Genomic DNA, 17,878 nt, shown 5'->3' on the forward strand with positions numbered 1-17,878 from the left:
TGTGAACGTCCTGTGGGCCCTGATCCGTGACGGACGGTGCTACCAAGATGGACTCCCGGTCACAACGGCGGCTTGACAACAGCATTAGGAGGTGGAGCGCCGCCACAACACCACCCACGCCAAGATCCCGCTGTCTCGGCGAGCAGGCCATGGCCACCCTCAAGGGGTGAAGCCTCCCGCGGAGGCTCCACTGCGGCACCAACCGGATCGCCGACGTCGTGAAGGCCGTCCTCACCCTTCACCTCGCATCAACGTGAGGTGGGAAAACGCTCACTCGCTGATCTCTGTCCCTACGGCAGCGCCACATGGGCACAGCCGGTTCAGGCCCCGCTGGCATGCCAGCCGCAGCCTGTGCGGTCTCCCTCAAGGTCGGGCAGCAGGTCGGGCAGTAGGTCTGATGCGTCGTCGGGATGGAGAACGATCGTGTTTCGAGGCCCCCGGATGTCAGGAACCCGTCTCCGTTCGGATCGCCGACACAAGGCCCGCCGGGAAACACCGCGACGGGTTCGTCGGTCGGCAGGAACGGGGGTTCCCATGGCTCAGGCTCCAGGGCATAGCACCCATAGGCATCGTGGCCAGGGTCCGGCGATACCCGTCGGGTCCGATTCGCCCGTCGAACTCTGGTCTGACCAGAGTCTCGGACAGCTGCACAGCCCTGGCCAGAGGGCGGGCGCAGGCGGCACACACAAAAGTGATCACACAAGGTTCCAGCCCGACGAACCCGCATCAACAAGATGCCTGGATTGAAGAGGCGTCGTCAGGGGGTTCTGGTCTGAGGTCTTCACGCCGCACGCCCCCACCAGAAGTGGTGCGGGCGTGCGGGTCCCGGGCCGAATCCGAGGCCGTCAGCGGGCGATCCTGCCGAACAAGTGGTTGGCAGGAGCGTCCGGGTCGTTGCCGTAGAAGAACTCTGCGACCGCCTGGTGGAATTCGGCGCGGTCCAGCGCGCCGGAGCCGTCCCTGTCCAAAGCGGCGAAGACCGCGATGCAGTCCTCGCCGGGAACGCCGGCGACCGAGTCGAACATCTGCTGGAACTCGGCCCGGTCGATCTTGCCGTCTCCATTGAGGTCGACGAGGTCGAAGAAGCAGTTGGTCACCGGCTCGACCTGTTCCGGGTACAGGGCAGGGTCGGTCAGGACCCGCCTGAACCCTTCGGTCATCTCTCGCAGGTCGACCTTCCCGTCACCGTCCTGATCCATCGGGGCGATCACGTTCGTCCAGAACACGTCCATCCCCTCGGTGAGCAGGCGGGCGGTCGCGGAGTCCGGCGCGGTACCGCGGGCAGTGATGTAACGCTCGCTCATCATTCGGACGTCCCGCTGGGTGATGAACCCGTCACCGTCGACGTCGGCGCCCCTGAACCACTGGGCGTATTTGAGATCTTGAAGTGCAGTCACGACTACGAAAGGTATTCACACCATTACGCAAACGCAAAACGGGTAAGTGGAGAGTCCCTCAGGCGTCAGGGCCCTGCTATGCGCTTGATGGCGCTGTACACGAAAACACGCCCGGAGAATCAGAGAGCTTTCGTGTCAATGTTCGATATCTGGTGTTGCAAAGGCGCGCACATCGGGAAGAGGACCGCTGTACGACTCGACGTCGACCAGCGCACTGTGAGCACTCGGCCCTTGGGACAGGCGCGAGCACGGTCGATCACCCGTGAGAACGTTCGGGTTGCCGTGGCGGTCCAATGTTCCGCTCAGGCCCGGCTGGACGGGATCCCACCACGCTCCCGTGGACAGCTGTACGACGCCCGGCATGACATCGTCGGACAGGACGGCACCCGCGAGACAGCTACCTCGGTCGTTGTAGACGCGTACGATCATGCCGTCCTCGATGCCGCGCGACGCGGCGTCCAACGGATTGATCGTCACGGGCTCACGGCCACGGATCTTCGAACTGAGGCTGTGGCCACCGTTGTCGTACTGGCTGTGCAGACGCGAGGCGGGCTGATTCGAGATCAAATGTAGCGGGAATCGGTCCGACAGATCGGCACCAAGCCACTCCGCTGGTTCAAACCACGTCGGATGCCCGGCGCAGTCGTCATAGCCGAACGAGTCGATCTCCTCGGAGAAGATCTCGATCCGGCCCGACGGCGTCGACAGGGGGAAGCTCTGCGGATCTGCGCGGAGCGCCTCGAAGCTGCCGGGAAACGGTCCGGTCAACGCCGGCAGCTCAGCGGCGGAGGTTCGCCAGAAGTCCTCGAAGCTCGGCAATACGGCAGCGTCGCCGAGCTCGGCACTCGTCTGCTCGTAAAGGTGCCGGACCCATTCGATCTCGGAACGTGACTCCGTGAACTGCTGCCCGTATCCGAGCCGGGAGGCCAAGGCGGCGAAGATCTGGTGGTCAGTGCGCGACTCGCCCGCCGGCTCGCGGACCTTCGGCATCGCAACGAGGTGGGGGTCCGAGAATCCGGCGGCAAAGTCGTCGCGCTCCAAACTGGTGGCGACGGGAAGGACGATGTCCGCGAACTTGGCCGTGGCGTTCCACCAGGCTTCGTGAACCACCACCGTGTCAGGGGTCTGCCAGGCACGGGCCAACCGATGCAGGTCCTGATGGTGATGGAACGGGTTGCCTCCACACCAGTAGATCAGGCGAAGCTCGGGCAACGTGAGACGCCGGCCGTCGTAGTCGATGGTCTCACCCGGATGCAGCAGGGTATCGGCGATCCTGGCGACGGGGATGAAGTCCGGAACGGGGTTGGAGGCCTCCGGTACCTTCGCCACAGAGGGGCGTCCTCTGGCCACGCCGGTCGCGTCCATCGTCGCGTAACCTGCGCCCCAGCCGCAGCCAGGCCGGCCCATCGAGCCGGCCATGGCAGCCAGCACGACAGACATCCAGATCGGTTGTTCGCCGTGGTCTGCCCGCTGCACCGCGTAGTTGACCATGATGAGAGAACGCCGGGTGGTGAGGCGGCGAGCGAGGTCAGTGATCGCCTCGCGGCTGATGCCCGTGATCTCCGCTGCCCAGGCAGCATCCTTCGCGACGCCATCGTGCTCGCCGACCAGGTAGGAGGCAAAGCGGTCGAAGCCGATGCAGCAACGGCGAAGAAAGTCCTCATCGTGCCAGCCGTTGACCAGCATCGTGTGTGCGATGCCGAGCATGGCGGCCGTGTCGGTGTTGGGGATGACGGGCAGCCACTCGGCATCGAGGAAGCCGGCGACGTCGCTGCGGATGGGGCTGACGTTCACGAACCGTACCCCTGCCTCGCGGCACTGGCGCTGCAGGTTCTGCGTCTGGTGTCTGGCCAGCCCGCCCGGGTTGATCTGGCTGTTCTTGAGGGCCAGCCCTCCAAACGCCACCACAAGCTCGCAGTTCTCGGCGATCTCGTCCCACATCGGCATCCGGGACTGGTAGCTCCACGGATGCCCGCCGATCACATGGGGGAGGATGACCTCCAACGCCGCGGTGCTGTACGTATTGCGAGAGTCCGTGTATCCCCCGCCTAACGCCAGGAACCGGTGGAGTTGGTCCTGCGCGTTGTGGAACGCGCCCGCACTCGCCCAGCCGTAGGATCCGCCGAACACCGCGCTGTCTCCGTGCTGTGAACGCACTCGGCGCAGTTCATCGCTCACCAGCGTGATCGCGTCGTCCCAGCTCACCTCCACGAAGGCGTCCGCGCCTCTGGCCGTGGTGTGGGCGCGCGGCAGACCGTTCAGCCAGCCCCTGCGCACCGCGGGGCGCAACACGCGAGCGCTGTCGTCGGCGGCTGTCACCATTCCGGGGCCGATGGGCGACGGCGCGGGGTCATCGTCCCTCGGTTCGATTCGAACCAACCGACCGGAATCGACCACCGCGACAAAGCTGCCCCAGTGCGTCGCAACCGACATGCGTCGTTCCACCATGCATCAACTCCACCCCTGAAGTTTCCCCCGATCTCGAACCGTGATTGCTCACGTCGCAGGGGCCCACTTCAGCCGACGATCCGGGAAACGGAGACTTCCCCTGTGACCGCCCACCCAACCCCGCTGCCGAGCGCGGCTGCCCATGGCCGGACAACACCGGCCGGGTAGGGAGCGCTTGTCGGCAAACGACGGGCGACACCGTGCACATCTCCGAGATGTTCCGCCTCGTCTGTGAACGACTGCGGATCCCGGTCCTGGCGGACCAGGCCTACGCCGGCGCCGGCGGAACCTTCCAGGTGTCGTTCAAACGCCGCCTCGGACGCCCCCTCACACCCAGACAAGCCGCCGTCAACCGAGCACACCCGACTCCACTTCCCGCTCGAGCGGGCCTTCGCCCGCCTCAAGGCCTGGCGGATCTTCGCAAAGCCCGGATCAGTCCCAACCGACTCACGTCAATCGCCAAGGCAGTCCTCACCCTCGAGAGGCGGCGCTGAAGATCCTTACTGAACGCATGACCTTCTCTTCTCCCCTGCGACTCCGTGGTTCGCCCCGCCGTAGAAGAAGCCGACCGGCCTGCCCGTGGCCTGGTCCACGCGGAAGGAACGAGCTGGGCCTGCCAGTCGTCCGGGGTGCGACGCCGTCTTCGCCGGTGACCGCGCGGCCGGGTTCGGTCGTGAACGGGGCAAGCACGGGGAAGATGGCGGCCATGACCACTGATCATCCCGCCAAGCGGGGCGGTGCCGGACGGGACTGGTTCGCCGCGTTCTCGGAGCGGGCGTCGAACGTCACCAGCTCCCCGTTGTTCTACGGCCTGTGCGTGCTCCTGGTTATCGGCACGATCGTCCTGCACCTCGTACACCCACCGCTGTCCTGGCTGATCTTCGCCGGAGATCTCATGACGTCGGTCAACCTCCTGCTGCTCGCTCTGCTGAAGAACGCAGAACGGCGCGACACTCACGCCGTCCAGCGCAAGCTGGACGCGATTGCCATGGCGCTGCTGGAGCAGCATGCGGGCACGAGCCATGAAGCAGCGGACGAGTTGCGGCGTGCCATCCGCATGGACGAGCGTCAGTGAGGAACCGGGTCCACCCCGAGCCATCCGGTCGCGTGGCGTCCAGACTGCCCACGGTGCGCCATCCGTGTCGATGCATCCGAACGGGAATGCTTTGCACGCGCATGGGAGCGGGCGACGGAATCTGCCGTCGAGCGATTCTGGGGGCCGTTCCCGCTGCGGGACTCGCGGTGGCGTCTGGCGGAAGCCGACCCGGCAGTACGCGGCGGCGGCGCCGGTAGCCTTCCCGCAACCTGCCATAGGGGCTTCTCGATCGGTGCCCGACTCCGCGTCGGCGGTGGTCCAGACGTTGGACGTCCGGTACACGGACGCCTTCGTCCCGGGGTGGGGCCGGGTCACCACACGCCTACGACGAGCTCCCCGAGATCAGAACGGCCGCCGACCTCGTCGGGTGCATCACCGAACTCAAGGTCAAGGGCGGAAGCCTGCCGCCCCACGAGGTCGCACAGGACGGTCCTACGCTCCCGAGACCCGTCACCGTGGGCCGTGAGGGCCTGGCCATGAGCAGCCGCGCCGACGTCCTGATCCGGGGTGGCGCGCCCGGCCGGTACGAACTGCGGTCCGACGGAATGGCTTGCCCCTCTGATGACGGTCGGGGTAGCGGGAGAACCCGTGCAGCCGCCGATGGCCCTTCCGGCATCTCTGCCGGCGGGCGGCCCGTTCCTCGACGAGAGGGACATCGCCAACCCGGGCAGCCGACCAGGAGGTGCTCTTCCACACCGACCCGGACGTCTTCTCCGGGGCGTTCCCGAGCGCCTTCCGCGTCCTGGGTACCCACCCGACCCCCGCGGCGACCTCACGCGGGCCCCCGCCTACGGCTTGGTCGATCCCGATTTCGTCAACCACACCCTGCGTCTCGGCGCCGTCGAGCGGTGGACCGTCCGCACCGACGAGACCCTGCCCGCGCACAGCCGCCCGTTCCACCCGCACACCAACCAGGTCCTCCTCACCCACCGCAAGGGCCGACGGCTCGATCCACCGGTCCGGCACGACGCCATCCGGCTGTCGGGCGGCAGGGCGGCCTCAGGCACGAGGACTTCACCGGCCCGCACCATCGCCCACTGCCACCAGCTCCAGCACGAAGACCCCTGCATGGTGCAGACCGTCCACCACGTTCGAACACGAGAGCTCAGCCGCGTGCCCCTCGGCCACCGGACGATGACGACTCCCTGAGGGGACTTGCCTTGCGTGCAGCTCGGCCGCTCAGCCGTCAGCGGGCTCCCGGTCCGAACCACAGAGGTACGGCGGCGCCGGCCGTCGAGGAGGGTCCGACACCGCCCTGGACGGTTCAGCCAGGCCACGTCCCGGTCAGGCGTCGGAAGCCGATGGCTCCCGCCCGGTCGACAGCCGTCTTGACGACCGCGAAGATCGCACCCTGCAGGGCTGCGGAGACGAGAACCTCCCGCCAGGTGCGGCTCTCGTCGGTGGCGTCCGGGACGTCGTCCTCGTGGCCGATCATCCTCCACGCCTGCTTGAAGGCCGTGCCGGCAACCATGCCGCTCGCGACGCCGAGTGCCAGGCCGACCGGCTTGTACACGATCTTGGCTGCTTTCATCGTCGCCTCAGGCTGCGACGCAGGAGCAGGAGAACGACGAACGCGGTACCGGCCGCGAGCAGAGGGGCACGCTTGGCCTGAGCCATGGTCGCGACGGATCCGGCCTTCTCGCGGACCGGCCGCGGGGTCCTCTCGGCGGCGAGACGTCCGACGCGCGTCGCTGTGTCGTGCAGCTGCACCGCGGCATGGGACGCCTTGTCCAGGACTGGATCCGGAGTCTTGTCCTTGAGCGACTGGACGGCATGCGTCGTCTTCTCCCGAATCCGGTCGGTGACGACAACGGGCTCTCCGGCGGCCTGCTTCTTCAACTCGACGGCCCGCTGCTCGAATTCGGCCGCCTTCCCCTTGGCCTGTGCCTTGACGTCGGCCTTCGCCGCCAGCGCCTCCACCGTCACGCCGAACTCGTCACGGGTGCGCTTGAGCTGCTCGCGCAGTGCCTCGGGTGTGGGCGCGGCTTCGTCGCCGCCCTTGGAGGAAGTGTTCATCGGTGTGCTGCCTCCTTGATCTCGGCCATGTCCGCCTTGACGCTGTCGATGGCTTGTTCCGGCACGGGGGTACCGGCCTTGACGATCTGCTTCTTCCCCGTAGCGGCCACCAGGGCCGCGACGGCCGCCGGCAGGAGGGCGGCGGTGATCAGGCCCGCAGCCCACACCCGGAGGAGCAGTGCGAGGGCCGCGATCAGGGCGACGCCCAGAGCCTGCGCGGCAAGGAAGCCGAGCAGGCCGGCTCCGCCGAACAGGCCGCCGCCCACGCCGTAGCGTCTGCCCTTCCGGCTCATCTCCGCGCGGGCCGGCTGCATCTCCTCACGAACCAGTTCCGAGATCTGCTGTGACCCTCGGGAGACGAGGTCACCCATTGATTCCTCGGTGTGGTCCGGGTCCCGTCCGACCGCGCTCATCGGCTCCTCACTCTTTCCGTGTACGTGCCCGTCACCTGCCGCGATGACCGTCGTTCGTTTCACCTGCGCAGTGCCGCTCCGCTCGCGGCCCGAATCGGTACCGGGGGCGGTCGGTCGGCACGTACGTCCGGCTTGTCACGGCCCCGCGCACCCCGCAAGTGACGGCTCATCCACTCGGAGGGGCCTGCCGAACCGCCCGCGGGCGTCATACGCGCCGCTGCCCCTTACCGCGATGGTCCACGTCCCTCCATTTCTGGGTATCCCTGGGTTCCACATAGGGCTCCTCGTCATCCGGATGCCCGCCGGCGACCGCGCGTTGGCGGGACATCTCGGCATCGAACTCCAGGCCGAGCAGAATGGCCACGTTGGTGATCCACAGCCAGATCAGGAAGATGATCACGCCTGCGAGGGTGCCGTAGATCTTGTTGTACGAGCCGAAGTTCGCGACGAAGAACGTGAAGCAGGCCGAGGCGGCCATCCAGATCACCAGCGCCAGGAAGCTGCCGGGGGTGACCCACCTGAAGCCACGGCCCTTCGCGTTGGGAGCCGCCCAGTACAAGATCGCGATCATGATCGTCACGAGCAGGGCGAGGACCGGCCACTTCGCGATCGACCACACCGTGAGCGCGCTGTCGCCGATGCCGAGGGCGGCACCTGCCTGGCGGGCCAGACCACCCGTGAGGACGACGATCAGGGCGCTGACGACGGCCAGGATCATCAGGGTGACGGTCAGGGCCAGCCTCAGCGGCAGGATCTTCCACATCGGGCGGCCTTCGGGCATGTCGTAGACGGCGTTCGACGTACGGATGAACGCGCCGACGTACCCGGAGGCCGACCAGACCGCGACGATCAGACCCACGACGGCCAGCAGCGAGCTGGTGCCCGCATGGCCCTGGAGCTGGTGAAGGGCGCTGCTGACCACGTCGCGGGCCGAGCCGGGTGCGAACTTCTGGAGGTTGTCCAGGACCTGCTGGGTCGCCGACTCCCCCATTGTGCCGAGCAGCGACACGATCACCAGAAGAGCCGGGAAGAGGGCCAGCACACCGTAGTAGGTCAGCGCGGCGGCCCGGTCGATGAGCTCGTCGTCCTGGAACTCCTTGAGCGTGCCACGCAGGACAGCCTTCCACGACCGTCTCGACATCTCCGACAGTCGGTCCGGAGCCCGCTCCTCGACGTGTTCGTCGGGACCCACGGTCGCGGGCTTGGTCGTGGTGGACTGGAGGTCGTCGCCCTGCCCTGATTTCGGCCTGCGTGCCATAGTCGGCGGCTTTCCACTCACGCCCCGCTCATGCGTCCCGAGACCGCGCGGCAGGGCGGGCACTCCGACGAGACCGGACGCCTTGTCGCCGCGCGTGCCGTCCAGGGGGTCGGAGGCCCGGTGACCGGCCCGCGTCATCTAGAGTCGGGCGGCACGCGCGGTCGTCAGCCTGTTCGGCCGACGCAGGGTGTTCGTACGGGGACTGACCGTCTTCGGGCTGTGCTCCCGGGCGGGCCGGCACAGGATCCTTGGCGACTGATCGCCGCACGCGCCGGGCAGGGCCTGGGAGCCGCGGCAGCTGCGCCCGCCGCACTGGCGGTGCCCACCACCACCTTCACCGAAGGTCCTCGGCGCGTCCGGGCGCTGGGGGTGTGGAGCGCGGTGAACGCCGCGGGTGGCGCGCTGGCGGTGGACTGCTGACCGGGTACGCCGGCCGGCGCTGGGACATGCTGGTCAACCTGCCCGTCGTCGCGGTGGCTCTCGCAACGGTTCTGGCCGATGTGCCCGCCGGAGCTCCGCCCGCCCGGCGCGAGAGGCTGGACGCGCTCCGGCTCAGCCCACTCGCACGGGCCCTCGCCCAGTGTCCGAGCCTGGAAGCCGCCGAAGAGGTGTCACACACCCTCTGCGGCTTCTCCGGGAAAGCCCGAGGACGGCAGCGTGCCGCCCGCCTCCCAGCCCCCGCCCGTCCCACGGCCCGTCCGGGGAACCCGGAACCGTCCTGGAGCGGTACCTCGCCTTCGAGCGCGCCTGTCGCGCCGAGGACCTCGCCCATGTCACGCCCCGCAGGATCATCAAGGAACTCGACCTCGCTCCGACCGAGGCCGACACCCTGCGCCGTTCCCTGGCAGCGGGATCTCCGGCCCGGCGCGTGGCACCGCTGTGGCGGAGGGCCGAGGAGCGCGAACGGTCGGATCCAGAGGCGCTGAGCCATGACCTGCGCTCCGATCCCGGGACGGTGCCCTCCAGCACCGCCCGCGCCGCCGGCCGGCGGCGCGTGTTCATCGGCAGGCGGATCAGAAGCACCGCGCCCACATGGCAAACGTTGCCTGGTGCAGTACTGGACTCCCCCACCACGGTCCCGCGCGGAGAGCCGTCCCGGGTCTCGCCGAAGGGCGCCCGACCTCGGCCTCGGCCGTGTCGGACGCCCCTCGATCCCTTGTTGCCACTGCCGACGGGCGTCAGCAGGTGACGGTGCCCTTGCGGATCGCGTGACCGCTGGTGTTGCTGTCGTCCGCCCAGTACACGGGCTTGGTGCCGCCCACGCACTCGTCGGCGGCAGCGAGCGTGAAGCCCTCGTTGTTCAGATTGGCCATGCCGGTCGGACGGTTGTAGACGCCGGCCGGGGCGAAGGTGCCGTTGGTGCCGATCTTCAGGGCCCGGTGCTGCCCGGAGCAGGTGTCGTCGCAGACGAGCCACAGGCGCGCGGCCTGCGGCTCCCACTGGAGCTCCATGACTCCGGACATGCCGCTGCTGATCGTGGCGACCCGGGTGGCCGTGCCGCCGTCCTCGAGAACGTAACCGTAGACCGATCCGGTGCCCTCCACGCCGACGAAGAAGACGCCGCCGGTGTGCGCGCCGAAGCGGTTCGGGTCGTAGGCAGCGCCGGTCGACTCGTCCTTGAAGCCCGCCGCGGTGAGCGTGGCGTCCGGGATCCAGCTGATCGCCTCGAAGCCGGCGTTGGAACCGACTGCCGGCAGGCCGGCGGTCAGGTTCCACTCCTTCGTGGCGGTCAGGGTGGTGCCACTGCCCGTGTCGACGTCGTAACGGAGAACGGACAGACGGCTGGTGCCGGAGGCGTCGCCGTTGCGCTCGCTCGCCACGTAGGCGCCGCCCGTCGCACCTGCGGCCGTCAGCGTCACGGCCTCGCTGTCGGGGGTGCCGCTACCGCCGGGGAACCGGAGGGTCTTGCCCGAGGTCCATCCGTTCGTGGCGTCCGGCCGCCAGCCGCCGGAGCCGTCACGCACCAGGCGCCACAGCTTGCCGGAGTTCTGGGCGCCCCACATCACGGAGCCCTCCTGGTACAGGCCGCTGAGGTCCGGGCCGAAGACGTCGGAGCCGTCAGCCGCGGCCACGGAGCTGCCGCCGGGCCAGGCCTCCGGCCCCGTACCGCCCCCGCCGCAGGAGTTCAGCGCGCCGAGCGTCAGAGCCGCCTGCTGGAAGGCTCCGGTGCCATCGGGGCACCGCGACCAGGACGGGGAGGAGTGACTGCTCCAGGTGAAGCTGTCGACCAGCGTGCTGCCGCCGGGCAGGTAGAGGCGGGCCTTGTCCCCGGATCCGAGACCGAACGACGCGGAGACGTCGAAGGCGCGGACGGCGCCCGGGCCGAGCGTCGTCCCGGACGGCACCGTGAACTTCGAGCTGTTGTTGTCGTCCTTGAGGACCCAGCCGGAGATGTCGACGGCGCCCGCGCCCTTGTTGAACAGCTCGATCGAGTCGTTGACGCTGCCGGTCGTCACGACCTCGTTGATGCGGATGTCCTCGGCGGGGGCCGCGTGGGCCGCGGTCACGGCCACCGACGCGGCAGCAGCCATCGTGGAGCCGGCCACGACCAGGCGGAGCGAGGCGCGGCGGAGAAGGGCGAGGCGATGACGCCCACGGCGAGCGCGTACTTCGAGCACGTGTCCGTCCCGGATGGAGAGGAGGAGTGGTGGCTGAGCGAGACGAGAGTCCCGGTCGATGCCGAACAGCGATCGGCATCGGTTCGGTTGTCGGGTGAACGCACGTCGAACGACGAGTCGACGGGCTCCGACCGGTCGAGGGGGCATCCGGCATCGCTTCACCGCGCTGCCCGGGGGCGGACCGTTCGAGCGGTCTCGTCGTGCTGGGCGCGATGCCGCGGGAACCGCCGGAGCGGGCACTGGGTGACGCGCACCCGGTGTACGAGTCGGGTGCCTGCGCCCGTACCGTGATCACCATGACGATCAACCGCCCGGGACTGCCCGGAGACCTTCCGCCCGCCGGGAGGCTGTGGGCCCGCTGGGCCCTGCTCGCCGCGCTCGGGGCGACCACCGCGGGCGAACGCCGGCCCGGTGTGCACCGGACCGGTCGCTGGATCGACGACGACGGGCTCCACTGGGACGACGGCGGCTGTACCTGGTGGGTGATGTCCAACATGGGCGAAGGCCGTTACGTGCTGTACGGCGAGGACGAGTCGAGTGCGGTGAAGTGGCACGAGCCGCCGGTCGACATGCTTGCGGGTGGCCCGGCATGGCTGCCGTGGGACGAGCTGCGCGACCGGTTGTCCGGCTACGAGCTCGGCTGCGTCTACTGGTACGAGAACGGAACCTGGGCCCGCGCGCCCTACCCGGACACCCTCGACGACGACGGCCTGGACTGTGGAATGGGCGCGCTGGTCGACCGTACGGAAGCGGTGGATCTGCTGGCCGAGCGCCTGGCGCCGGCGGACGGGGGGCCCGACGCCGACACGTTCCTCGCCCAGGCGGAGATCGGCCGGCTCCAGGACGTGGACACGTTGTTGGCACGGTTGCGCGACCCGGACGGCGACGAGCCGGACCCGGCCGCTGTGGCCCGCGCCCTCGCGCGCAGCGGCCTGACGGGCGAGCGCGCCACCGGCTGATCGAAAACCGGCGAAGGCGCCGGTCCGAACTCACGCTGCGCGCCTTCCCGCTCCAGGGACCGGAAACCGGGGTGTAACCGGGACCGGTCCGGTCTAGCGTGGCGGCTTCGTGCATGGTGGAGGAGGGGTGCGGTGCTGGTCATGCCCGGTCGGCGGACGTCGACGATGGAACTGTTGGCCGGTGAGGCGACGAAGCGGGGGATGGAGGTCCTGGCGGCGGAGGAGACCCGTACGGCTGTGGGACCGGCCTACTGGTACGGCGGTCCTGTCGCGGGGGCAGGATTGGCCGGACGGCTCGGGTTCGCGTTGCTCGAACCGGAGGACGACTGGCTTGCGCGGCTGCCGAAGGAGTTCACCGGGCGCGAGGTCCGAATGGCGACGCTCGCGGACGCGTGGGCGGTCGATCGGCCGACGTTCGCGAAGCCGCCGCGGGACAAGTCCTTTCGGGCGGACGTCTACGCCGACGGCTCCCGGTTGCCCACCGATCTGGACCCGGCGACGCCTGTGCTGCTCTCCGACGTCGTGACGTTCGCTGCCGAGTACCGACTGTTCCTGCTGGACGGGCGGATCGCCACGGGCAGTCGGTACGCGGTGTTCGGCCGGCTGGATCCCCGTCCGCTCGACGGACACGGGACGGTAGCCCAGGAGATCACCGAGTTCGTCGACCTCCTGGTCGCCGAGACGGGCTCTGCGCTGCCGAGCGCCGTCGTCGTGGACGTCGGCCAGCTGCTCGACCCCTACCGTCCGGGCCATCGGTGGGCCGTGGTCGAGGCCAACATGGCGTGGTTCTCCCACGCGTACGCGGCTGACCCGGCCCGCGTGCTGGACGTGGTGCTACGGGCGGCGGGGCCGCGCGAGCGGGTGGCACCGAGGGATCAGGCCTTCGTGCGGCACTGCGGCCTCTGACGGGGCGCCGTGGAACGTGGTCCTGTAGGGCCTGGCTCTGTTCACGAGAGGCAACAGCCGCCCTCGCCCGAGCCGTCGCCGAGCGCCACATCGATGCCTTCGAGGATCCCCACGAACTCCTCGGACGGGATCTCGACGACGAAGACCACACCGGCGTCTTCAGGGTGGTTGAGCAGGTCTTCCTCACACCAGAACTCCAGCCTGATGAGGACCCGGGCCCTCTGACGGAACAGGTAGGCCATCACGTTGTCGGTGGTCGGCCTCAGAACAGCGACCGAAACCGGCTGCGCAGCTGGTACTCGGGCTCGTTGTCGTCTTCTGCGCGCTCCGTGGGACGGCGGTGTGTCGCTTCGGCGAACAATGCGGCAAACGACAGCTGAGATCCTGCCCGGAACCGCAGCCGGACGGCGGCCAGCACACCGCGAAGGAAACCCGCCCGGTGCCCGGGCCCTGGCCGGGCAGGACGGTGTGCGGTCTGCGGTCTGCGGTCTGCGGTCTGCGGTCTGCGGTCTGCGGTCTGCGGTCTGGGAAGTCAGCCTGACGTACGCATGGGAGGATCGAGCGCTGCTGCCTTCTCCGGTCCGTTGGGCGTCATGAACGGGCTCGCGGGGCCTGGTGGGCTGCTCCATTCCTCCGCGGCGGACAATGGGCTTTGCAGGAGACTCCGGCACGGCAGGCCTGAGGAGAGGCAGGGCGCGGGCGGCGGCTCGTATCGAGGCCATCAGCGGATGGCTGATACGGCGACTGTGCCGCTGCCGCCACCCGGTTCCGCTCCTCGCACGATCTGCCGGACAGGACCTCAGGAGGGGACGCATGAGCGAGACCAGCAACACCCAATCCGCCGCCGAGGAGGCACCAGGGGCGTCGCGGAGCCTGCTCCAGCGCCTGATGCGGTACATCCCCTTGATCGCTCCCCTCCTGCTGTGGTCCGTTCCGTGCTGGGTTCTCCTGTACGCCGGTCAGCACTGGCCACTCCCCGTCGCCCTGGTCGGCACCGCGCTGTTCGCCCTCGGCCTGATCGGAATGCCGCTCGCGATGGTGCGCGGCCACGGTCGGCGTCAGCAAGACCGGTCCGCGATCGTCGGTGACACGCTCCTGGGCAGCATCTGGGTCCTGTTCACCTGGTCGGTGCTGCTCGGCGTCCTGCTGCGGCTCGCCCTGTCCGTGGCCGACGTCGGTGACGGACAGGAACGGGCACGCATCGTCACCTGGGCCGTTCTCGGTGTGACCGCCGTACTGATCGCCTGGGGGTACGCCGAAGCCCGACGCGTGCCACGCGTACGCCGACTCGACGTGCGGCTCCCGCGTCTGGGGGCCGGGCTGGACGGCACCCGAGTCGCCCTGATCACCGACACCCACTACGGCCCGCTCGACCGCGCCCGCTGGTCGGCACGGGTCTGCGAGACGGTGAACACCCTGGAAGCCGATCTGGTCTGCCACACCGGCGACATCGCGGACGGCACGGCCGAACGCCGTCGTGCCCAGGCCGCCCCGTTGGGCACCGTGAAGGCGACGCATGCCCGTGTCTACGTCACCGGCAACCACGAGTACTACAGCGAGGCTCAGGGCTGGGTCGACCTGATGGACGAGCTGGGCTGGGAGCCGCTGCGCAACCGTCATCTGCTGCTCGAACGCGGCGGTGACACCCTCGTGATCGCAGGTGTGGACGACGTCACCGCCGAGTCCTCCGGACTGGCGGGGCACCGCGCCCACCTCGACGGGGCCCTCCAGGGCGCCGATCCCGACCTGCCCGTCCTTCTCCTCGCCCATCAGCCCAAGTTCATCGACCGGGCGGCGGCCCACGGCATCGACCTCCAGCTCTCCGGCCACACCCACGGCGGCCAGATCTGGCCCTTCCACTACCTGGTCCGCCTCGACCAGCCCGCCGTCGCCGGTCTCAGCCACCACGGCGCTCGCACCCTGCTCTACACGAGCCGCGGCACCGGCTTCTGGGGCCCGCCCTTCCGCGTCTTCGCCCCCAGCGAGATCACCTTGCTCGTGCTCCGCTCCCCGCAACAGTCCACCTCGTCCTAGGTCTCGCACGCGGACCCGTTGCTGATCGGCTCGCTCCCGGAGTCCCGTGCGGCCGATTGGAGCAACACGCATCTCCACCTGCGTACGCCCGCCCGGCGCCCCGCCCGGTGCAGGTGACCGACAGCCAATCGACGGACCCTCCCGGCCCCACCCACACGTGCCGCCCCGCTGGACCGCCCGGATCGACAACGCCTCCCCCACTGCCGCGGCCGGTCTCGCATGGGTGCTTCAGCCCTGGAGACTGGTCGCCGCCGGTGCCGCCACTGCCCTCGACGCACTGCTGAGCCGACTGATCCAGCATCAGGAACAGTTGATCGTCATACTTTCCCTGCTGATCGGGCTGTGGCTCGTGGCTCGCAGCATCCACGACCTGCTCTCCTGAGCCCCGCCTTCCCCTGGCTTCAACGCATTTCCTCCCCGTCGGCCGTTGCCGAACGTCACCGTCGCCCGAGCCGGCGGCTTGTCTCCGCGGCCATTCCGGGGTTATCGGCCTGTCTCCGCGGTGTTCACCGTAGCCAGGCGTCGGTTGTACTGGATCACGTCGTACTTCTGGTCACCGGTGACCACAACCTCCGGGCGCGTGGGTGTGGCAGGGAAGAAGTCGTCGGCTTCCACCGGTGTGCGAGCGGCCACGTACGCCTGCCCTTGGGGGAACGTGTACATGTTGAACCGCGTCTGTTCCGATGCAGGCACCCCCTGGGGGTACTCGTCGGCGCGAGGGTAGGCCGTTGTGTAGAGGGAGACCGACTTCACTCCGCTCGCGGGACGAACGATCCGCGCGTCCGGGGCGAGGCGGGTGTTCACGCCCGCCGGGTTGTGGATCCATCCCTTCTGCCCACCGAACCAGATAGCCGTCCAGTCGCCTCGCACATCGGCGACCACGAATTCCTGCCCCCACACCACGGTGGATCCCCAGTCGTCGATGCGGTCTGTTCCCGCCGACCCGTCCGGACGGAGGGCAAGGTCGGAGACGAGCGGGGCGTCGTCGCGGGGCTCCGTGCGGACGTAGAGGAAGTTCGAAGGCTGTGTCTGGGTCCGGCACGTCGGGGCGCACACCGTCACCGTCTGCGGGTTCTTGCCGTACGCCGGGGCGATCGTGACCGCCTGTCCGATGGCGATGTTCCCGCTCGTCTCCGCTCCCTCGGCCTCGAGCGCCAGGCGGTGATCGGCGTCGAGGAGAGCCATGAACTTCTCCCAGTCCCAGTAGGGGCCGGGGTCCCAGTGTGCGTCCGGCGCGCGGGCCGGCCTCGGCGGGAGAACGTTGTCGTGCCCGATGATGTGCTTGCGGTCCAGGGGGACGCCGAAGCGCCGTGCCAGATAGACCACCAGGGCGGCAGTCGCCTTGTACTGGGCCGGAGTGAACCAGGTGGGCCCCTGGGCGGCGTATCCCTCCAGTTCGATACCGATGCCGTGGAGGTTGACCCAGTAGTTTCCGGCGTGGAATGCGATGTCCTTGGTGGCAACCATCTGCGTTGCCTCACTGCCGTCGGCCTTCATCACGTAATGTGCCGAAACCCCGCTGCCCGGGTCCTGGAACCAGCTGACTCCACCGTCATAGGACCCTTCGAGGTCATGGATGACGATGAAGTCGACGTCCATGCCGTTCGAGTTCCGCGCGGACACCTGGTAGTTCGAGGCAGCAGCGGGAACGAACCGGCAGTTCAGCTCGCTGGGGCACTCCGGCACTGCCGCCGCGGCCGACGTCCGCAGCCCCAGGGACGCGAGCTGTGACCTCGTCGGACGGACGGACGGCGTCTTCGGCAACGACACCCTCTGGCCGTCCTTGCGCACCCTCTGCCGGCCGCTGCGGATCACTTCGAACACCCCATCGGCGAACCGTCCGGCCGCTGCGGTGTCGGAGGCCTGGCTGTAGTGCGCCACAGCCCCGTACCAGCTGCCTGGGTCGAGCGGCATCTGACGGGTGATCTGCCATTGATACGAGGCGAGCAGTGCGGCGCCGCCTCGAAGGTTCTGCAGTTCGTCCCGCTTGAGAGTCCGGGGCGAGACGCCGATCATCGCGGCGGCAGCCTGCAATGTGTGCTCGGACGGGTCGTCGGTGCCCGTGGCGTCCACCGGCCCTTCGCCCGGGCGATGGGCGTACGCTCCCCCGGACGTCGTGTCCGTCAGGTGCATCGGACCGTAACCCCCCTTGGTGCTAGGGCGGCCGTCATTGGCCTCCCACCACGAGGACTCGTAGCTGACGCCGAGAAGTACTTCCTCAGGCACCCCGAATTCCGCTGCCGCTTGTTCGGCCGCCCGCTCGAAGCCGCCGGGTGTCGCGTCGGAGGGCCGGGCATTCCCAGCAGTGGCACATCCCCAGATGAGGGCTACCGCTACTCCCGCAGCCCCGAAACCCCGGTGCCGCCTGTGTCTTCTGGTCACACCATGTCCATTTCGCTATGGCGGTCGTCGTTCGGTCAAGGCCGATGGCGCGGCCGCCACAATCCTTTGGACAGGATCCTCCCGGTCCCACCGACACGCCCAACAGACGCACCCCCGTCACCGAACCAGAGCAGTGAGCCCGCGCGTGGGGACCAGGTGCCGTCGACGATCAGCAGGTGGCGTCTGTCAATCGAACGGTGTAACAGGGGTGGTTGGGGTTACTGACGGGCTGCGGAGAGGCGGCCGTCGAAGGTGGTGTCGAAGGCGTTCAGGGCGGTCTTCCAGCGCAGGGTCCAGCGGGACTGCCCCTTGCCGGTGGGGTCGAGGGACATGATCGCCAGGCAGACGCAC

15 protein-coding genes and 3 pseudogenes are annotated in these 17,878 nt (G+C 68.9%); 8 read left to right on the top strand and 10 right to left on the bottom strand.

Translation table 11 applies throughout. The features are described from left to right. Positions 1–106: 106 nt before the first annotated feature. Positions 107–257: pseudogene (locus tag ACFYX3_RS41505) on the top strand (IS5/IS1182 family transposase); the annotation flags it as partial. A gap of 588 nt (positions 258–845) precedes the next feature. Here ACFYX3_RS41505 and ACFYX3_RS41510 read toward each other — a convergent pair. Further along, complete coding sequence (locus tag ACFYX3_RS41510; protein WP_389025265.1) at positions 846–1,397, bottom strand: EF-hand domain-containing protein; 552 nt, start codon at positions 1,395–1,397, stop codon at positions 846–848. A 135-nt stretch (positions 1,398–1,532) separates the two neighbouring features. Next, the gene (locus ACFYX3_RS41515) at positions 1,533–3,845 is read right to left on the bottom strand and encodes a molybdopterin-dependent oxidoreductase (protein ID WP_389025267.1); all 2,313 of its coding nucleotides are present in this window, start codon (positions 3,843–3,845) and stop codon (positions 1,533–1,535) included. 706 nt (positions 3,846–4,551) lie between these two features. Here ACFYX3_RS41515 and ACFYX3_RS41520 point away from each other — a divergent pair. Both ACFYX3_RS41520 and ACFYX3_RS41525 read left to right on the top strand, forming a co-directional pair. After that, positions 4,552–4,920 carry a hypothetical protein gene (locus ACFYX3_RS41520; protein ID WP_382662058.1) on the top strand — a complete coding sequence of 123 codons (369 nt, stop codon included), beginning with the start codon at positions 4,552–4,554 and terminating at the stop codon, positions 4,918–4,920. Between the two features lie 816 nt (positions 4,921–5,736). After that, positions 5,737–6,090 carry a multicopper oxidase domain-containing protein gene (locus ACFYX3_RS41525; RefSeq protein WP_389025270.1) on the top strand — a complete coding sequence of 118 codons (354 nt, stop codon included), beginning with the start codon at positions 5,737–5,739 and terminating at the stop codon, positions 6,088–6,090. 115 nt (positions 6,091–6,205) lie between these two features. On the opposite strand, the gene ACFYX3_RS41530 is transcribed toward ACFYX3_RS41525, so the two are convergent. From ACFYX3_RS41530 to ACFYX3_RS41545, 4 genes are all read right to left on the bottom strand, one after another. Further along, a complete protein-coding gene (locus tag ACFYX3_RS41530) occupies positions 6,206–6,472 on the bottom strand; it encodes a DUF4235 domain-containing protein (RefSeq protein WP_389025272.1) in 267 nt (88 codons plus the stop codon). Next, positions 6,469–6,957 carry a DUF3618 domain-containing protein gene (locus ACFYX3_RS41535; RefSeq protein ID WP_389025274.1) on the bottom strand — a complete coding sequence of 163 codons (489 nt, stop codon included), beginning with the start codon at positions 6,955–6,957 and terminating at the stop codon, positions 6,469–6,471. The genes ACFYX3_RS41530 and ACFYX3_RS41535 overlap by 4 nt, the downstream gene beginning before the upstream one ends. After that, a complete protein-coding gene (locus ACFYX3_RS41540) occupies positions 6,954–7,370 on the bottom strand; it encodes a phage holin family protein (protein WP_389025276.1) in 417 nt (138 codons plus the stop codon). The genes ACFYX3_RS41535 and ACFYX3_RS41540 overlap by 4 nt, the downstream gene beginning before the upstream one ends. A gap of 205 nt (positions 7,371–7,575) precedes the next feature. Then, positions 7,576–8,628, bottom strand: a complete 1,053-nt coding sequence (locus tag ACFYX3_RS41545) for a YihY/virulence factor BrkB family protein (protein WP_389025278.1) — start codon at positions 8,626–8,628, stop codon at positions 7,576–7,578. Between the two features lie 169 nt (positions 8,629–8,797). Here ACFYX3_RS41545 and ACFYX3_RS41550 point away from each other — a divergent pair. Then, a pseudogene (locus ACFYX3_RS41550) lies at positions 8,798–9,176 on the top strand (MFS transporter); the annotation flags it as partial. A 630-nt stretch (positions 9,177–9,806) separates the two neighbouring features. On the opposite strand, the gene ACFYX3_RS41555 reads toward ACFYX3_RS41550, so the two are convergent. Beyond that, positions 9,807–11,246 (bottom strand): lamin tail domain-containing protein, encoded by a 1,440-nt coding sequence (locus tag ACFYX3_RS41555; protein ID WP_389025280.1) that lies wholly within the window; start codon positions 11,244–11,246, stop codon positions 9,807–9,809. Positions 11,247–11,542: 296 nt separating this feature from the next. Between ACFYX3_RS41555 and ACFYX3_RS41560 the strand changes: the two genes are divergently transcribed. Together ACFYX3_RS41560 and ACFYX3_RS41565 are read left to right on the top strand one after the other, a co-directional pair. Then, positions 11,543–12,205, top strand: a complete 663-nt coding sequence (locus ACFYX3_RS41560) for a hypothetical protein (protein ID WP_389025282.1) — start codon at positions 11,543–11,545, stop codon at positions 12,203–12,205. Between the two features lie 165 nt (positions 12,206–12,370). Next, complete coding sequence (locus tag ACFYX3_RS41565) at positions 12,371–13,111, top strand: ATP-grasp domain-containing protein (RefSeq protein ID WP_389025292.1); 741 nt, start codon at positions 12,371–12,373, stop codon at positions 13,109–13,111. Between the two features lie 41 nt (positions 13,112–13,152). Here the strand turns inward: ACFYX3_RS41565 and ACFYX3_RS41570 are convergent, their stop codons facing one another. Then, a complete protein-coding gene (locus ACFYX3_RS41570) occupies positions 13,153–13,353 on the bottom strand; it encodes a hypothetical protein (protein WP_389025284.1) in 201 nt (66 codons plus the stop codon). A 571-nt stretch (positions 13,354–13,924) separates the two neighbouring features. Here ACFYX3_RS41570 and ACFYX3_RS41575 point away from each other — a divergent pair. Together ACFYX3_RS41575 and ACFYX3_RS41580 are read left to right on the top strand one after the other, a co-directional pair. Continuing rightward, positions 13,925–15,145 (top strand): metallophosphoesterase, encoded by a 1,221-nt coding sequence (locus tag ACFYX3_RS41575; RefSeq protein WP_389025286.1) that lies wholly within the window; start codon positions 13,925–13,927, stop codon positions 15,143–15,145. 157 nt (positions 15,146–15,302) lie between these two features. Beyond that, the gene (locus ACFYX3_RS41580; protein WP_389025288.1) at positions 15,303–15,527 is read left to right on the top strand and encodes a hypothetical protein; all 225 of its coding nucleotides are present in this window, start codon (positions 15,303–15,305) and stop codon (positions 15,525–15,527) included. Between the two features lie 101 nt (positions 15,528–15,628). On the opposite strand, the gene ACFYX3_RS41585 is transcribed toward ACFYX3_RS41580, so the two are convergent. Together ACFYX3_RS41585 and ACFYX3_RS41590 are read right to left on the bottom strand one after the other, a co-directional pair. Further along, positions 15,629–17,278, bottom strand: coding sequence for an N-acetylmuramoyl-L-alanine amidase (locus tag ACFYX3_RS41585; RefSeq protein WP_389025290.1), 1,650 nt, complete (start codon positions 17,276–17,278; stop codon positions 15,629–15,631). Between the two features lie 467 nt (positions 17,279–17,745). Further along, positions 17,746–17,878 (bottom strand): annotated as a pseudogene (locus ACFYX3_RS41590) (IS256 family transposase); the annotation flags it as partial.

The sequence above is a fragment of the Streptomyces sp. NPDC002463 genome, assembly GCF_042889835.1.
GTDB classification, from domain to species: Bacteria; Actinomycetota; Actinomycetes; order Streptomycetales; family Streptomycetaceae; genus Streptomyces; species Streptomyces nymphaeiformis.